General features: G+C 72.9%; 13 protein-coding genes. 12 read left to right on the top strand and 1 reads right to left on the bottom strand.

What is annotated here, in order from left to right; translation table 11 throughout:
- Nucleotides 1-70 precede the first annotated feature (70 nt).
- From uvrC to ACH4SL_RS27085, 9 genes are all read left to right on the top strand, one after another.
- Nucleotides 71-2,248 carry an excinuclease ABC subunit UvrC gene (gene uvrC, locus ACH4SL_RS27045; RefSeq protein ID WP_398450043.1) on the top strand — a complete coding sequence of 726 codons (2,178 nt, stop codon included), beginning with the start codon at nt 71-73 and terminating at the stop codon, nt 2,246-2,248.
- A gap of 68 nt (nt 2,249-2,316) precedes the next feature.
- On the top strand, nt 2,317-3,219 hold the full coding sequence (gene rapZ / locus ACH4SL_RS27050; RefSeq protein WP_031521021.1) for an RNase adapter RapZ: 903 nt from the start codon (nt 2,317-2,319) through the stop codon (nt 3,217-3,219).
- A gap of 2 nt (nt 3,220-3,221) precedes the next feature.
- A complete protein-coding gene (gene yvcK, locus ACH4SL_RS27055) occupies nt 3,222-4,238 on the top strand; it encodes a uridine diphosphate-N-acetylglucosamine-binding protein YvcK (protein WP_398450046.1) in 1,017 nt (338 codons plus the stop codon).
- Complete coding sequence (gene whiA / locus ACH4SL_RS27060; RefSeq protein ID WP_398450048.1) at nt 4,229-5,206, top strand: DNA-binding protein WhiA; 978 nt, start codon at nt 4,229-4,231, stop codon at nt 5,204-5,206. The genes yvcK and whiA overlap by 10 nt, the downstream gene beginning before the upstream one ends.
- Nucleotides 5,207-5,410: 204 nt before the next feature.
- The gene (gene gap / locus ACH4SL_RS27065) at nt 5,411-6,415 is read left to right on the top strand and encodes a type I glyceraldehyde-3-phosphate dehydrogenase (RefSeq protein ID WP_398450050.1); all 1,005 of its coding nucleotides are present in this window, start codon (nt 5,411-5,413) and stop codon (nt 6,413-6,415) included.
- Nucleotides 6,416-6,607: 192 nt separating this feature from the next.
- Nucleotides 6,608-7,831 carry a phosphoglycerate kinase gene (locus ACH4SL_RS27070; RefSeq protein ID WP_398450052.1) on the top strand — a complete coding sequence of 408 codons (1,224 nt, stop codon included), beginning with the start codon at nt 6,608-6,610 and terminating at the stop codon, nt 7,829-7,831.
- Nucleotides 7,832-7,849: 18 nt separating this feature from the next.
- Nucleotides 7,850-8,632 carry a triose-phosphate isomerase gene (tpiA, locus tag ACH4SL_RS27075; RefSeq protein WP_398450054.1) on the top strand — a complete coding sequence of 261 codons (783 nt, stop codon included), beginning with the start codon at nt 7,850-7,852 and terminating at the stop codon, nt 8,630-8,632.
- Nucleotides 8,633-8,737: 105 nt separating this feature from the next.
- On the top strand, nt 8,738-8,968 hold the full coding sequence (secG, locus tag ACH4SL_RS27080) for a preprotein translocase subunit SecG (protein ID WP_398450338.1): 231 nt from the start codon (nt 8,738-8,740) through the stop codon (nt 8,966-8,968).
- A gap of 193 nt (nt 8,969-9,161) precedes the next feature.
- A complete protein-coding gene (locus tag ACH4SL_RS27085) occupies nt 9,162-9,497 on the top strand; it encodes an RNA polymerase-binding protein RbpA (protein WP_078862516.1) in 336 nt (111 codons plus the stop codon).
- Nucleotides 9,498-9,545: 48 nt separating this feature from the next.
- Here the strand turns inward: ACH4SL_RS27085 and ACH4SL_RS27090 are convergent, their stop codons facing one another.
- A complete protein-coding gene (locus ACH4SL_RS27090) occupies nt 9,546-10,433 on the bottom strand; it encodes a MurR/RpiR family transcriptional regulator (RefSeq protein ID WP_398450056.1) in 888 nt (295 codons plus the stop codon).
- Nucleotides 10,434-10,578: 145 nt separating this feature from the next.
- On the opposite strand from ACH4SL_RS27090, the gene ACH4SL_RS27095 reads away from it, so the two are divergent.
- The 3 genes from ACH4SL_RS27095 to pgi all read left to right on the top strand — a co-directional run bounded on the left by ACH4SL_RS27095 (nt 10,579) and on the right by pgi (nt 14,409).
- Entirely contained in the window at nt 10,579-11,736 is a 1,158-nt protein-coding gene (locus ACH4SL_RS27095) for an N-acetylglucosamine kinase (protein ID WP_398450058.1), read from the top strand.
- Nucleotides 11,737-11,868: 132 nt separating this feature from the next.
- Nucleotides 11,869-12,633 (top strand): sugar isomerase domain-containing protein, encoded by a 765-nt coding sequence (locus tag ACH4SL_RS27100; RefSeq protein WP_398450060.1) that lies wholly within the window; start codon nt 11,869-11,871, stop codon nt 12,631-12,633.
- A 108-nt stretch (nt 12,634-12,741) separates the two neighbouring features.
- Nucleotides 12,742-14,409, top strand: a complete 1,668-nt coding sequence (gene pgi / locus ACH4SL_RS27105; RefSeq protein ID WP_398450062.1) for a glucose-6-phosphate isomerase — start codon at nt 12,742-12,744, stop codon at nt 14,407-14,409.
- The last annotated feature ends 65 nt before the right edge of the window (nt 14,410-14,474 follow it).

Consider the following 14,474-nt stretch of genomic DNA (forward strand, 5'->3'; position numbering starts at 1 on the left):
CCGGATCGCACGATTCCGGGAGCCCGAGCCTGACCCCGGTCGGCGGCATCCCGCCAGTAGGGTGGGAGCCATGGCAGACCCCAGCAGCTACCGACCGAAGCCGGGCCAGATCCCCGACTCTCCCGGGGTCTACAAATTCCGGGACGAGCACGGCCGGGTGATCTACGTCGGCAAGGCGAAGAGCCTGCGCCAGCGGCTGTCCTCGTACTTCCAGGACATCACCAACCTGCACCAGCGCACCGCCACCATGGTCACCACGGCGGCCTCGGTGGAGTGGACGGTGGTCGCCACCGAGGTGGAGGCGCTGCAGCTCGAATACTCCTGGATCAAGGAGTTCGACCCGCGCTTCAACGTCAAATACCGCGACGACAAGAGCTACCCGTCGCTCGCCGTCACCATGAACGAGGAATTCCCGCGCGTCCAGGTCATGCGCGGCCCCAAGCGCAAGGGCGTGCGCTACTTCGGCCCGTACGCGCACGCGTGGGCGATCCGCGAGACGGTCGACCTGCTGCTGCGGGTCTTCCCGGTCCGCACCTGCTCCGCCGGGGTGTTCAAGCGCTCCGCGCAGATCGGCCGGCCCTGCCTGCTCGGCTACATCGGCAAGTGCTCCGCGCCCTGCGTCGGCCGGATCAGCCCCGCCGACCACCGCGAACTGGCCGAGGAGTTCAGCGACTTCATGGCCGGCCACACCGGCACGTACACGCGCCGGCTGGAGCAGCGGATGAAGGACGCCGCCGCGGCCATGGAGTACGAGCAGGCGGCCCGGCTGCGCGACGACCTGGAGGCGCTGCGCCGCGCCATGGAGAAGAACGCGGTGGTGCTCGCCGACGCCACCGACGCCGACCTCATCGCCGTCGCCGAGGACGACCTCGAAGCCGCCGTGCAGATCTTCCACGTCCGCGGCGGCCGGGTGCGCGGCCAGCGCGGCTGGGTCACCGACAAGGTCGAGGCGGTCGACACCGCGGGCCTGGTCGAGCACGCCGTCCAGCAGCTCTACGGCGAGGAGAGCGGCGACGCCGGGCAGTCCGGCGGCAGCGGCGGCGTGCCCAAGGAGGTGCTGGTCCCGGCGCTGCCGAGCCCCGTGGAGCCGCTGGCCGAGTGGCTGGCCGAGCGGCGCGGCTCGCACGTGAGCCTGCGGGTGCCGCAGCGCGGCGACAAGAAGGACCTGATGGCCACCGTGCAGCGCAACGCCCAGCAGGCGCTCGCGCTGCACAAGACCCGGCGCGCCTCGGACCTGACCACCCGCTCGCGCGCGCTGGAGGAGATCGCCGCCGCGCTGGACCTGGACACCGCGCCGCTGCGGATCGAGTGCTACGACATCAGCCACCTCCAGGGTGACGACGTGGTGGCCTCGATGGTGGTCTTCGAGGACGGGCTGGCCCGCAAGAGCGAATACCGCCGCTTCCAGATCAAGTCCTTCGCGGGGCAGGACGACGTCCGCTCCATGCACGAGGTGATCTCCCGGCGCTTCCGCCGCTACCTCCAGGAGCGGCAGAAGACCGGCGAGTGGGAGCCCGACCAGCCGCAGGACACCGACGCGGCGGCGGACGGCGAGCCTGCGGGCCCGGACGGCGGCCAGGCGGCCACGGACGGCGAGCACGAAGGCACCGGCAGCGGGCACGAAGGCACGGACGGCCGCGCCGAGCAGCCCGCCGGCCCCATCGACCCGGACACCGGCCGCCCGCGCAGGTTCGCGTACCCGCCGCAGCTCGTCGTCGTCGACGGCGGCAAGCCGCAGGTGGCCGCCGCCCGCCGGGCGCTGGACGAGCTCGGCATAGCCGACGTCTTCGTGTGCGGCCTGGCCAAGCGCCTGGAGGAGGTCTGGGTCCCGGACGACGAGGACCCGGTCATCCTGCCGCGCAGCAGCGAGGGCCTCTACCTGCTCCAGCGGGTCCGCGACGAGGCCCACCGCTTCGCCATCGCCTACCAGCGCAGCAAGCGCACCAAGACGCTCAAGGCCGGCGCCCTCGACCAGGTGCCGGGCCTCGGCGAGACCCGCAAGCAGGCGCTGCTGAAGCACTTCGGTTCGCTCAAGCGGCTGCGCGCGGCGACGGTGGAGGAGATCTGCCAGGTCCCGGGGATCGGCCGCCGTACGGCGGAGACGGTCGCCGCGGCCCTGGCGTCCGCGGCCCCGGCCGCACCCGCGGTGAACACCGCGACCGGAGAGATCATCGAAGACGACGGCCGCCCGGCCGACGGCACCCAGCCGGTGCCGTCCGGGCGCGACCCACGGGGGAAGAGCACATGAACGAGCGGGAATCAGAGCAGGAAATCGACAAGGACGCAGAGCGGGAAACCGAGAAGGACGCAGAGCGTATGACCAGCGCCGCACCGGGCGAGGCCGGCCAGCCGGCCCAGGCGATCCCGGAACTGGTGATCATCTCCGGGATGTCCGGAGCCGGCCGCAGCACCGCGGCCAAGTGCCTGGAGGACCTGGGCTGGTTCGTGGTGGACAACCTGCCGCCCGCCCTCATCCCGACCATGGTCGACCTCGGCGCCCGCTCGCAGGGCAACGTGGCGCGGATCGCCGTCGTCGTGGACGTCCGCGGCCGGCAGTTCTTCGACAACCTCCGCGAGTCGCTCGCCGACCTGGAGACCAAGCACGTCAAGCGCCGGGTCATCTTCCTGGAGGCCTCCGACGAGGCGCTCGTACGGCGCTTCGAGTCGGTGCGCCGCCCGCACCCGCTGCAGGGCCAGGGCCGCATCGTGGACGGCATCAACGCCGAGCGCGACCTGCTGCGCGAGCTGCGCGGCGACGCCGACCTGGTGGTGGACACCTCCAGCCTCAACGTGCACGAGCTGCGCGCGAAGCTCGACGCGCAGTTCGCCGGTGAGGAGGAGCAGGAACTCCGGGCCACCGTGATGTCGTTCGGATTCAAGTACGGCCTGCCCGTCGACGCCGACCTGGTGGTGGACTGCCGCTTCCTGCCCAACCCGCACTGGGTGCCGGAGCTGCGGCCCTTCACCGGGCTCAACGACGAGGTGGCGACGTATGTGTTCAACCAGCCCGGGGCCAAGGAGTTCCTCGACCGCTACGCCGAGCTGCTGCACATCATCGCCGCCGGCTACCGGCGTGAGGGCAAGCGGTACGTGACGATCGCGGTGGGCTGCACGGGCGGCAAGCACCGCAGCGTGGCGATGTCGGAACGACTGGCCCAGCGGCTGGCGGCGGACGGAGTGGAGACGGTGACGGTGCATCGGGACATGGGGCGCGAGTGATCATGGCGGGGCGGCGGTACGGCCGCCGCACCGGTCGTAACGCAGCCGGCCGGCGCGGCGTGCCGCCCAAGGTGGTGGCCCTCGGCGGCGGCCACGGGCTGGCGGCCTCGCTCGCCGCGCTGCGCCGGATCACCGGCGATCTGACGGCCGTCGTCACGGTCGCCGACGACGGCGGGTCCAGCGGGCGGCTGCGCAGCGAGATGGGCGTCCTGCCGCCCGGCGACCTGCGCAAGGCGCTGGCCGCGCTGTGCGGCGACGACGAGTGGGGGAGGACCTGGTCGCGGGTCGTCCAGCACCGCTTCGCCAGCGGCGGCGACCTGCACGGCCACGCGGTGGGCAACCTGCTCATCGTCGCCCTGTGGGAGCAGCTCGACGACGAGGTCGCCGCGCTGGAGTGGGTCGGCCGGCTGCTGGGCGCGCACGGCCGGGTGCTGCCGATGTCCGCCGTCCCGCTCGACCTGCACGCGTCCGTGCGCGGCCACGACCCGGCCGCGCCCGACGCGATCAGCACCGTCCGCGGGCAGGCCACCGTGGCCCTCACGCCCGGCGAGGTGCAGGAGGTCATGGTGGTGCCGGCCGACCCGCCGGCCGTACCGGAGGCCGTGCAGGCGGTGCTCGACGCCGACTGGGTGGTGCTCGGGCCCGGCTCGTGGTTCTCCTCGGTCATCCCGCACCTGCTCGTGCCGGAACTGGCCGACGCGCTGATGACGACGAGGGCCCGGCGGGTGCTCACGCTCAACCTCGCGCCGCAGCCCGGCGAGACGCCGGGATTTTCTCCGCAGCGTCACTTGGAGGTTTTGGGGCGACACGCCCCTAAACTCACCATCGACGTGGTTCTCGCCGACGAGGCCGCCGTGCCCGACCGTGACAGCCTCGACGAGGCAGCGCTGCGGTTGGGCGGCACGGTCGAGCTGGCCCCGGTCGCCGCCCCCGACGGGCCGCGGCACGACCCGGAGTTGTTGGCCGCCGCGTATGACCGGATTTTTCGTATGCGTGGAAGGATCGGCCCATGGCGATGACGGCAGCGGTGAAGGACGAGATCTCCCGGCTTCCCGTCACCCGGACCTGCTGCCGCAAGGCGGAGGTGTCGTCGATCCTGCGCTTTGCCGGGGGGCTCCACCTGGTGAGCGGCCGGATCGTGATCGAGGCCGAGTTGGACACCGGGATCGCGGCGCGGCGGCTGCGCAAGGACATCCTGGAGATCTTCGGCCACTCCTCCGACCTGGTCGTGATGGCCCCCGGCGGGCTGCGCCGCGGCAGCCGGTACGTGGTCCGGGTCGTCGCCGGAGGTGACCAGCTCGCCCGGCAGACGGGCCTGGTCGACGGCCGCGGGCGCCCCATCCGCGGGCTGCCCCCGCAGGTCGTCTCCGGCGCCACCTGCGACGCGGAGGCCGCGTGGCGCGGGGCCTTCCTGGCGCACGGCTCGCTCACCGAGCCGGGCCGCTCCTCCTCGCTGGAGGTCACCTGCCCCGGCCCGGAGGCCGCGCTCGCCCTGGTCGGCGCCGCCCGCCGGCTGCAGATCCCGGCGAAGGCCCGCGAGGTGCGCAACGTCGACCGCGTCGTCGTACGCGACGGGGACGCGATCGGCGCGCTGCTGACCCGGCTCGGCGCCCACGACTCCGTCCTGGCCTGGGAGGAGCGCCGGATGCGGCGCGAGGTGCGGGCCACCGCGAACCGGCTGGCCAACTTCGACGACGCGAATCTGCGGCGGTCCGCCCGCGCGGCGGTCGCCGCGGGCGCGCGGGTCGCGCGGGCCCTGGAGATCCTCGGCGAGGAGGTGCCCGAGCACCTCGCGGCCGCCGGCCGGCTGCGGATGGACCACAAGCAGGCCTCGCTGGAGGAGCTGGGCTCCCTCGCGGAGCCGCCGCTCACCAAGGACGCGGTGGCCGGCCGTATCCGCCGCCTCCTGGCGATGGCGGACAAGCGCGCCTCCGACCTCGGCCTGCCGAGCACCGAGGCGAGCCTCACCGACGAGATGGTGGGCTGAGCCCTCCTCCGCGCAGGGCCCGCCGCCCCCGGCGGTGCGGCCCCCGGGCGGTCGGCACCCCCTCCCGCGGCAGCGGAAAACGCTCGGCCGGGGATGGGCAATGTCACTCGGGCGACACGGGCGAGGTAGGGTCGGACGTGGTCGGGGACATCCCATATTTCGCAGCCGGAACGGATTCCGGCGACTGAGCGAGGAGATCGGTTCGTGACGATCCGGGTAGGCATCAACGGCTTTGGCCGCATCGGTCGTAACTTCTTCCGCGCCGTCCTGGAGCAGGGCGCGGACATCGAGATCGTGGCTGTCAACGACCTGGGTGACACCGCGACCACGGCACACCTGCTGAAGTACGACACCATCCTGGGCCGCCTCAAGGCCGAGGTGACCCACACCGCCGACTCCATCACGGTGGACGGCAAGACCATCAAGGTGCTCGCCGAGCGCGACCCCGCCGCCCTGAACTGGGGCGAGCTGGGCGTCGACATCGTCGTCGAGTCGACCGGCATCTTCACCAAGGCCGCCGACGCCGGCAAGCACATCGCCGGTGGCGCCAAGAAGGTCATCATCTCGGCGCCCGCCTCCGACGAGGACATCACCATCGTGATGGGCGTCAACCAGGACCAGTACGACCCCGCCAACCACAACATCATCTCCAACGCGTCCTGCACGACGAACTGTGTGGCGCCGATGGCGAAGGTGCTGCTGGAGAACTTCGGCATCGTCAAGGGCCTGATGACGACGGTGCACGCGTACACCAACGACCAGCGGATCCTGGACTTCCCGCACAAGGACCTGCGGCGCGCCCGCGCGGCGGCGGAGAACATCATCCCGACCACCACGGGCGCCGCGAAGGCCACCGCGCTGGTCATCCCGCAGCTCAAGGGCAAGCTGGACGGCATCGCCATGCGCGTGCCGGTCCCGACCGGCTCGGTCACCGACCTGGTCGTCGACCTGGAGCGCGAGGTCACCAAGGACGAGGTCAACGCCGCCTTCCAGAAGGCCGCCGAGGGCCAGCTCAAGGGCATCCTGGAGTACACCGAGGACGCGATCGTGTCCTCGGACATCGTCAACTGGCCGGCCTCCTGCACCTTCGACTCCTCGCTGACCATGGCGCAGGGCAAGACGGTCAAGGTCATCGGCTGGTACGACAACGAGTGGGGCTACTCCAACCGCCTGGTGGACCTGACGGTCTTCGTCGGCGGCCAGCTCTGACCTGCCCGACGGCAGCAGCAGACGGCACAGCCGACACGGCACCGCGGATGTGAGGGACAGGGTCCGGCCGGGCGCGACGGAGCGCCCGCGCCGGGCCCTGTCGCCGTGCCGGTGCCCCCCGCAAGCAGACAGGGCAGACCCAGGCAGACCCGGCCGAGCGGCCGGGCCGGCAGACCGGAGTGACCGCAGAAGATGAAGACGATCGACGACCTCATCGGCGAGGGGCAGGTGGCGGGCAAGCGGGTCTTCGTCCGCGCCGACCTGAACGTGCCGCTCGCGGGCGAGACCATCACCGACGACGGCCGGATCCGCGCCGCCGTACCGACCATCACCAGGCTCGCCAAGGCCGGCGCGCGGGTGATCGTCGCCTCCCACCTGGGCCGTCCCAAGGGCGCGCCCGACCCGCAGTTCTCGCTCGCGCCGGTGGCGAAGCGGCTCGGTGAGCTGCTGGGCGAGGACGGCATCAGCACGGTGTTCGCGACCGACACCGTCGGTGACAGCGCGACCGCCACCGTGGCGGACCTGGCCGACGGGCAGGTCGCGCTGCTGGAGAACCTGCGCTTCAACGCGGGCGAGACGGCCAAGGACGACGCCGAGCGCGGCGCCTTCGCCGACCGGCTCGCGGCGCTCGCCGACACCTACGTCGGCGACGGCTTCGGCGCCGTGCACCGCAAGCACGCCTCGGTCTACGACCTGCCGGCCCGGCTGCCGCACGCCGCCGGCGGGCTCATCGCCACCGAGGTCGGCGTGCTCAGGAAGCTCACCGAGGACGTCGCGCGGCCGTACGCGGTCGTGCTGGGCGGCTCGAAGGTCTCCGACAAGCTCGGCGTCATCGACCACCTGCTGGAGAAGGCCGACCGCATCCTGGTCGGCGGCGGCATGGTCTTCACCTTCCTCAAGGCCCAGGGCCACGAGGTCGGCAGCAGCCTGCTCCAGGAGGACCAGATCCCCGCGGTGCAGGACTACCTGGAGCGCGCCAAGGCCAAGGGCGTGGAATTCGTGCTGCCCGTCGACGTCGTCGGCAGCCCCGAATTCCCCGACCTGAAGGCCAAGACGCCGACCTCGCCGGTCACCGTGCCCGTCGACGGCATCCCGGCCGACCTGATCGGCCTGGACATCGGCCCGGAGTCGCGCAAGCTCTTCGCGGCCAAGCTCGCGGACACCGCCACCGTCTTCTGGAACGGCCCGATGGGCGTCTTCGAGCACCCGGACTACGCCGACGGCACCCGCGCGGTGGCCCAGGCCCTCATCGACTCCCCGGCCTTCACGGTCGTCGGCGGCGGCGACTCGGCCGCGGCCGTCCGCATCCTGGGCTTCGACGAGACGGCTTTCGGCCACATTTCGACCGGCGGCGGCGCGAGCCTGGAATACCTGGAGGGCAAGACCCTGCCGGGCCTTGCCGCGCTTGAGGACTGAGGGACTGAGGAAACACCCATGACCGAGCAGAGCCGCACCCCGCTCATGGCGGGCAACTGGAAGATGAACCTCAACCACCTCGAGGCCATCGCGCACCTCCAGAAACTCGCCTTCGGGCTCACCGACAAGGACCTCGACGCCGTCGAGGTCGCCGTACTCGTCCCCTTCACCGACCTGCGCTCCGTGCAGACGCTGGCCGAGGGCGACCGGCTGCGGATCAAGTACGGCGCGCAGGACCTGTCGGCGCACGACTCCGGCGCGTACACCGGCGAGGTCTCCGGGCCGATGCTGTCCAAGCTCAAGTGCACCTTCGTGGTCATCGGCCACTCCGAGCGGCGGCAGTACCACGGCGAGGCCGAGGAGATCGTGAACGCCAAGGTCAAGGCCGCCTACCGGCACGGCCTCACGCCGATCCTGTGCGTCGGCGAGGGCCTGGACGTCCGCAAGGCCGGGCAGCAGGTGCCGCACACCCTGGCGCAGCTGGACGGCGCCCTGAAGGACGTCACCGCCGAGCAGGCGGCGACGATCGTGGTCGCCTACGAGCCGGTCTGGGCGATCGGCACGGGCGAGGTCGCGACCCCCGAGGACGCCCAGGAGGTCTGCGGCGCGATCCGGGCGCGGCTGGCCGAGCTGTACGACCAGCCGACCGCGGACGCGATCCGCATCCAGTACGGCGGCTCGGTCAAGGCGGGCAACGTCGCCGCGATCATGGCGCAGCCGGACGTCGACGGAGCGCTCGTCGGCGGCGCCGCGCTGGACTCGGACGAGTTCGTGAAGATCGTCCGCTTCCGCGACCAGTGAGGTCCGCGGCACTGTGAAGTACCCTGACGGGGCCGAACCGGGAATCCACACGGCTCGGCCCCGTGCCGTTGTCCTGTAGTCGAGAGAGTTGGTCCAGCCGTGGAAATCGGGTTCTCCATCGCCCTCATCATCCTCAGCCTGCTGCTTCTGCTGCTGGTGCTGATGCACAAGGGGAAGGGCGGCGGCCTGTCGGACATGTTCGGCGGCGGCATGCAGTCCTCCGTCGGTGGTTCGTCCGTGGCCGAGCGCAACCTCGACCGGATCACCGTCGTCGTGGGCCTGCTGTGGTTCGCGTGCATCGTCGTCCTCGGCCTGGTCATGAAGTACAAGAACTGACGCACGTCCGACGGCACCCGACGCCCCCCGCGGCGACTCCCGCCCGTCCACAGGGAACTGACGCCTCGTCGCCCCTGCGGCTTACTATGAGGGAACGCCTTCGGGGGGCGGTCGTGTGCCTGCCACTGGACGGCACGTAAGGTCCCCGTAAACTGGCGAACCTCGCAGCACCATCACGCAGGGAGTTACGACCGTGGCAAGTGGCAACGCGATCCGTGGCAGTCGGGTCGGAGCGGGGCCGATGGGAGAGGCCGAGCGCGGCGAGTCCGCGCCGCGTCTCCGCATCTCCTTCTGGTGCTCCAACGGGCACGAGACCCAGCCGAGCTTCGCCAGCGACGCGCAGATCCCCGACACCTGGGACTGCCCCCGGTGCGGCTTCCCCGCCGGGCAGGACGAGGAGAATCCGCCGGCCCCGCCGCGTACGGAGCCGTACAAGACGCACCTCGCCTACGTGCGCGAGCGGCGCTCCGCCGCGGACGGCGAGGCGATCCTCGCCGAGGCGCTGGCGAAGCTGCGCGGCGAGATCTGACACCGCCGCCGGCACCGGCCGTACGGTGCCGGCGCGCCCCGCGGGCCGTCAGCGGCGGCGCGGGCGGCCGGCGGCGTGCGCGTCGGCGATGTGGGCGGTCAGCGCCATGGACGCGGTCGCGCGCTCGTAGGTGAGCTGCGCGACGCGCGCGTACAGGCAGTCCACGATGAGCAGCACCGAGTGCCGGGTGCCGAAGTTGCCGCGCCGGAAGCTGGTCTCGCCGGAGAAGGACGTCAGCGCGACGTCCGCCGCCTGCGCCACCGGTGAGCGCGGGTCGCCGGTCACCGCGACGGTGAAGGCGCCCCGGTCCGCGGCCAGCCGCAGCGGCTCCAGCACCTCGCGGGTGAGCCCCGAGTGCGACACGGCGAGCACGGTGTCGGCGGGCGTCAGCAGCGCCGCGGAGGTCTCCGCGGAGTGCACCTCCGTCCAGGCGTGCGCCGCGCAGCCGATGCCGAACAGCCGGGCCTGTGCCTCGCGCGCCACCATCCCGGAGCCTCCGACGCCGTAGACGTCGATCCTGCGGGCCCTGGAAAGCGCCTGGGCGGCCTTTTCGAGCCCCTCCCGGTCCAGGTGGTCGGCGGTGTGCCGCATGGCCCGCAGATCCGCCTGTGCGACCACGGCTATCACCTGCTCCAGGTCGTCCTCCGGGCCGATCCGCGGGCCCAGCGCGGCCTGCCGGGCGCTCTCCCGGGCCTCCGGCGCCGCCTGGCTGCGGCCCTGCTCCTGCGCCAGCTCGATCAGCAGCTGCTGGTACGACTCCAGGCCCAGCGCCCGGCAGAAGCGCGTCACGGTGGCCTGCGAGGTCGCGGTACGGCGGCCCAGCTCGGCCGCCGACCCCTGACCGGCCGCCGCCGGGTCGGCCAGCACCGCCTCGCCGACCTTGCGCAGCGAGTCGGACATCCGGGGGAGCTCGGAGCGGATCAGTGCGGTGATCATGGCTGCGCCTTTCTCGGTCCTGGCCGCCCCGGTCGCGGTGCGGTACGCCTGCGGCGGGCTTCCGGACCGCCGCGGGGCCGTGGACGCGCCGCGGCCCCGGCGCGGGGCTTGTGCGCGGTGAATCCGTCAACCACCATGCGTGGCGATGAACGAAATCTACAACCGGCGGCTCGTCGTCGGGATCGACGCGGGCGGCACCCGCATCCGGGCCGCGCTCGCGGCGGCCGAGCCGGGCGGCGCGCTCCTGGGCACCGGCTCGGGCGGGCCCGGCAACGCGCTCGGCGTCGGCAGGGCCGAACTCACCGCGCACCTGACCGACGCCCTCGCCCAGGCCGTGCCGCCCGCGGCGCGCGCCCGGGTCGGCGCCGTCCACGGCGGCTTCGCCGGCGCCGCCCCCGGCCTCGGCCCGGACCGCGGCCTCGACCTGGTGCGCACGTGCCTCGGCGACGCCCTCGCCGCCCTCGGCATGGCGCCGGCCGCGGTGGAGATCGGTGGCGACACCGAGGTCGCGCTCGCCGCCGCGCCGGGCGCCCCGCGCGACGGCCTGGTGCTCATCGCGGGCACGGGCGCGATCGCCGCCCGCGTCACCGCCGGGGAGCGCGCGCTGGTCGCCGACGGCCACGGCTGGCTGCTGGGCGACGAGGGCAGCGGCTTCTGGCTCGGCTCCCAGGCCGTCCGCGCCGCGCTGGCCGCCCTCGACGGCCGCGGCCCGGCGACCTCGCTGGTCCGGGCGGTGCTGGGGCACTACGGGGTACCCGCGGCCTCCGGCCCGGGAGTACGGCCGGCGGGCGCGGCCGGGTCGCCGCCCGCCGCGGCCTCCGGGGACAGCGCGCTGGGTGCGGGGATCGCGTACGGCGGTCCGGGCCGCCCGGCAGCCGGGGCGCGGGACCTCACCGTGCCCGTGGGACCGGCGCCGGCGGGTGCGGGCGCGGCCGGGCCCGCGTGGGGCGCCCCCGGGGAGCCGCTCGCGCAGGCGGTCGCGGAGGGCGTCGTCGTGCGGGCCTACGCGGCGGCGCCGGTCGAGTTGGCGCTGCTCAGCCCGCTGGTGGTGGCCGCGGCGGGGGAGGGGGACGCGGTCGCGGCGGGGCTGCTGGCGCGGGCGGCGGAGCTGCTGGCCGGGACCGTACGGGCGCTGCGGCCGCGGGCGGGGGAGCCGCTGGTGCTCAGCGGCGGACTGCTCGGGCCCGGCGGGCCGCTGGTGGCGCGGGTGACCGAACTGCTGGCCGGCACCGGGGTGCGGGTCTTCCCGGTCTCCGACGGCGTGGTCGGCGCGGTCGCGCTGGCCCGGCTGCTGCGGTCTTGACGGCCGCGGTCGGTTGGCTGTTCCATCATGGAGGCGCGTCCCCGGCTCACTGAGCCGAAGATCGCGCAGCCGCACCGTCCTCCGCACGTACCGAACGCACCGCAGGTAATCGCACGCAAAAGGGGTCCGGCCATGGCCGAAGCACATATCAGCGCCGCCACGTTCGCCGACGCCGGCCGGGAAGCGGTCGAGCGGGCCGTCGAGGCCAACAAGGACGCGGTCGCCGCCGCCGGGCGGCTGTTCGCCGACTGCGTCGCCGCCGACGGCGTGATCCACGGCTTCGGCACCGGCCACTCGCAGGCCACCGTGCTGGAGATGGTGGGCCGCGCGGGCGGCCTGATCCCCACCAACCGGATCGGCCTGTCCGACCTCGTGCTGCGCGGCGGCGACGACCGCTCGGTGCTCGCCGACCCGCTGCTGGAGCGCTCGCCGGGCCTGGCCAAGCGGCTGTACGAGCTGGCGACGCCGCGCCCGCAGGACCTGTTCGTGATCGTCTCCAACTCGGGCGTCAACAACTCCGTCGTCGACATGGCCCTGCACGTCAAGGAGGCCGGCCACAAGCTGGTCGCGCTCACCTCGCTCATCCACACCCGGGCCGTGCCCGCCCTGCACTCCTCGGGCCGCCGGCTCGCCGACCTCGCCGACGCCGTCCTCGACAACTGCGCCCCGGCCGGCGACGCGCTGCTGCCGCTGCCCGACGGCGGCGCGCTGTGCGGGGTGTCCACCATCACCTCGGCGCTGCTGGTCCAGATGGTCGTCGCGGAGGCGGTGGGCCTGCTCACCGCGGAGGGCGCGACCGCGCCCGTCTACATCTCGGCGAATCTGCCCGGCGGCTTCGAGCGCAACGCGGTCCTGGAGGAGCACTACGCCGGGCGCATCCACCGCGGCGGTTTCTGACGCCTCCTGACATCGGGTCACCGCAGGCCGCACCGGGTGCCGGGCCCGCGTTCCGCCGCGTCATCAACTAGCGTTGATCCCGCAGCGAGGACGAGGAGAAGTGGACTGATGTCCGAAACCAACGCGCAGGACGGCACGAGCCGCATCCGTCTCGACCAGCGACCGGAGTGGCACGCGCTCGCCAAGCACCGCGACGAGACGGCGGGCACCCACCTGCGGGATCTGTTCGAGGCCGACCCCGGCCGGGCCGAGCGCTACACCCTCCAGGTCGGAGACCTCCATCTGGACTACTCCAAGCACCTGGTGACCGACGAGACGCTGGCGCTGCTGCGTGAACTGGCCGCGGCGACCGGCGTGTCGGAGCTGCGGGACGCGATGTTCCGCGGCGCGAAGATCAACACCACCGAGGACCGCGCGGTGCTGCACACCGCGCTGCGCGCCCCGCAGTCCGCGACGATCGAGGTCGACGGCTACAACGTCGTCCCCGGCGTGCACGCGGTGCTCACCAAGATGGGCGTCTTCGCCGACCGCATCCGCTCCGGCGAGTGGACCGGCCACACCGGCAAGCGGATCCGCAACATCGTCAACATCGGCATCGGCGGCTCCGACCTCGGCCCGGCGATGGCCTACGAGGTGCTGCGCGCGTACACCGACCGCGGCATGACCGTGCGGTTCGTCTCCAACGTCGACGGCGCCGACCTGCACGAGGCGGTACGCGACCTGGACGCGGCCGAGACGCTCTTCATCATCGCGTCCAAGACCTTCACCACCATCGAGACCATCACCAACGCCACCTCGGCCCGCACCTGGCTGCTCGGGCAGCTCGGCGCCGGGGACGACGCGGTGGCCCAGCACTTCGTCGCGCTGTCGACGAACGCGGAGAAGGTCACCGAGTTCGGCATCAACCCGGACAACATGTTCGAGTTCTGGGACTGGGTCGGCGGCCGCTACTCGTACGACTCGGCCATCGGGCTCTCCCTCATGGTCGCGATCGGCCCGGACGCCTTCCGCGAGATGCTGGCCGGCTTCCACCTGGTCGACGAGCACTTCAGGACCGCCCCGCCGGAGCGCAACGCGCCGCTGCTGCTCGGCCTGCTCGGCGTCTGGTACGGCGGCTTCCACGACGCGCAGTCGCACGCGGTGCTGCCCTACAGCCACTACCTGGCGAAGTTCACGGCCTACCTCCAGCAGCTGGACATGGAGTCCAACGGCAAGTCCGTCGACCGCGACGGCAGGCCGGTGGACTGGCAGACCGGCCCCGTCGTGTGGGGCACGCCCGGCACCAACGGCCAGCACGCGTACTACCAGCTGCTGCACCAGGGCACGAAGCTCATCCCCGCGGACTTCATCGGCTTCGCCCGCCCCGTCGCCGAACTCGGCCCGCTCGCCGGCCAGCACGACCTGCTGATGGCCAACTTCTTCGCCCAGACCCAGGCGCTGGCCTTCGGCAAGACCCCGGACGAGGTCCGTGCGGAGGGCGTCCCCGAGGAGCTGGTCCCGCACAAGACCTTCCGCGGCAACCACCCGACGACGACGATCCTCGCCGCGGAGCTGACGCCGTCCGTGCTGGGGCAGCTCGTCGCGCTGTACGAGCACAAGGTCTTCGTGCAGGGCGCGATCTGGAACATCGACTCCTTCGACCAGTGGGGCGTCGAACTCGGCAAGGTCCTCGCGAAGCGGGTTGAGCCCGCTCTGGTGGAAGGAGCGGAGGTGCCGGGCCTTGACCCGAGCACCGCGCACCTGGTCGCCAGGTACCGCGAGCTGCGGGGCCGCTGAGCTTCGCGCTACCGCGCCGGGCAAGCACCAGGGGCGCGGGGAACTGCGCGACAAGCCCCCACCGG

Source organism: Streptomyces sp. NPDC021020 (assembly GCF_044333285.1).
Lineage (GTDB): Bacteria > Actinomycetota > Actinomycetes > Streptomycetales > Streptomycetaceae > Actinacidiphila.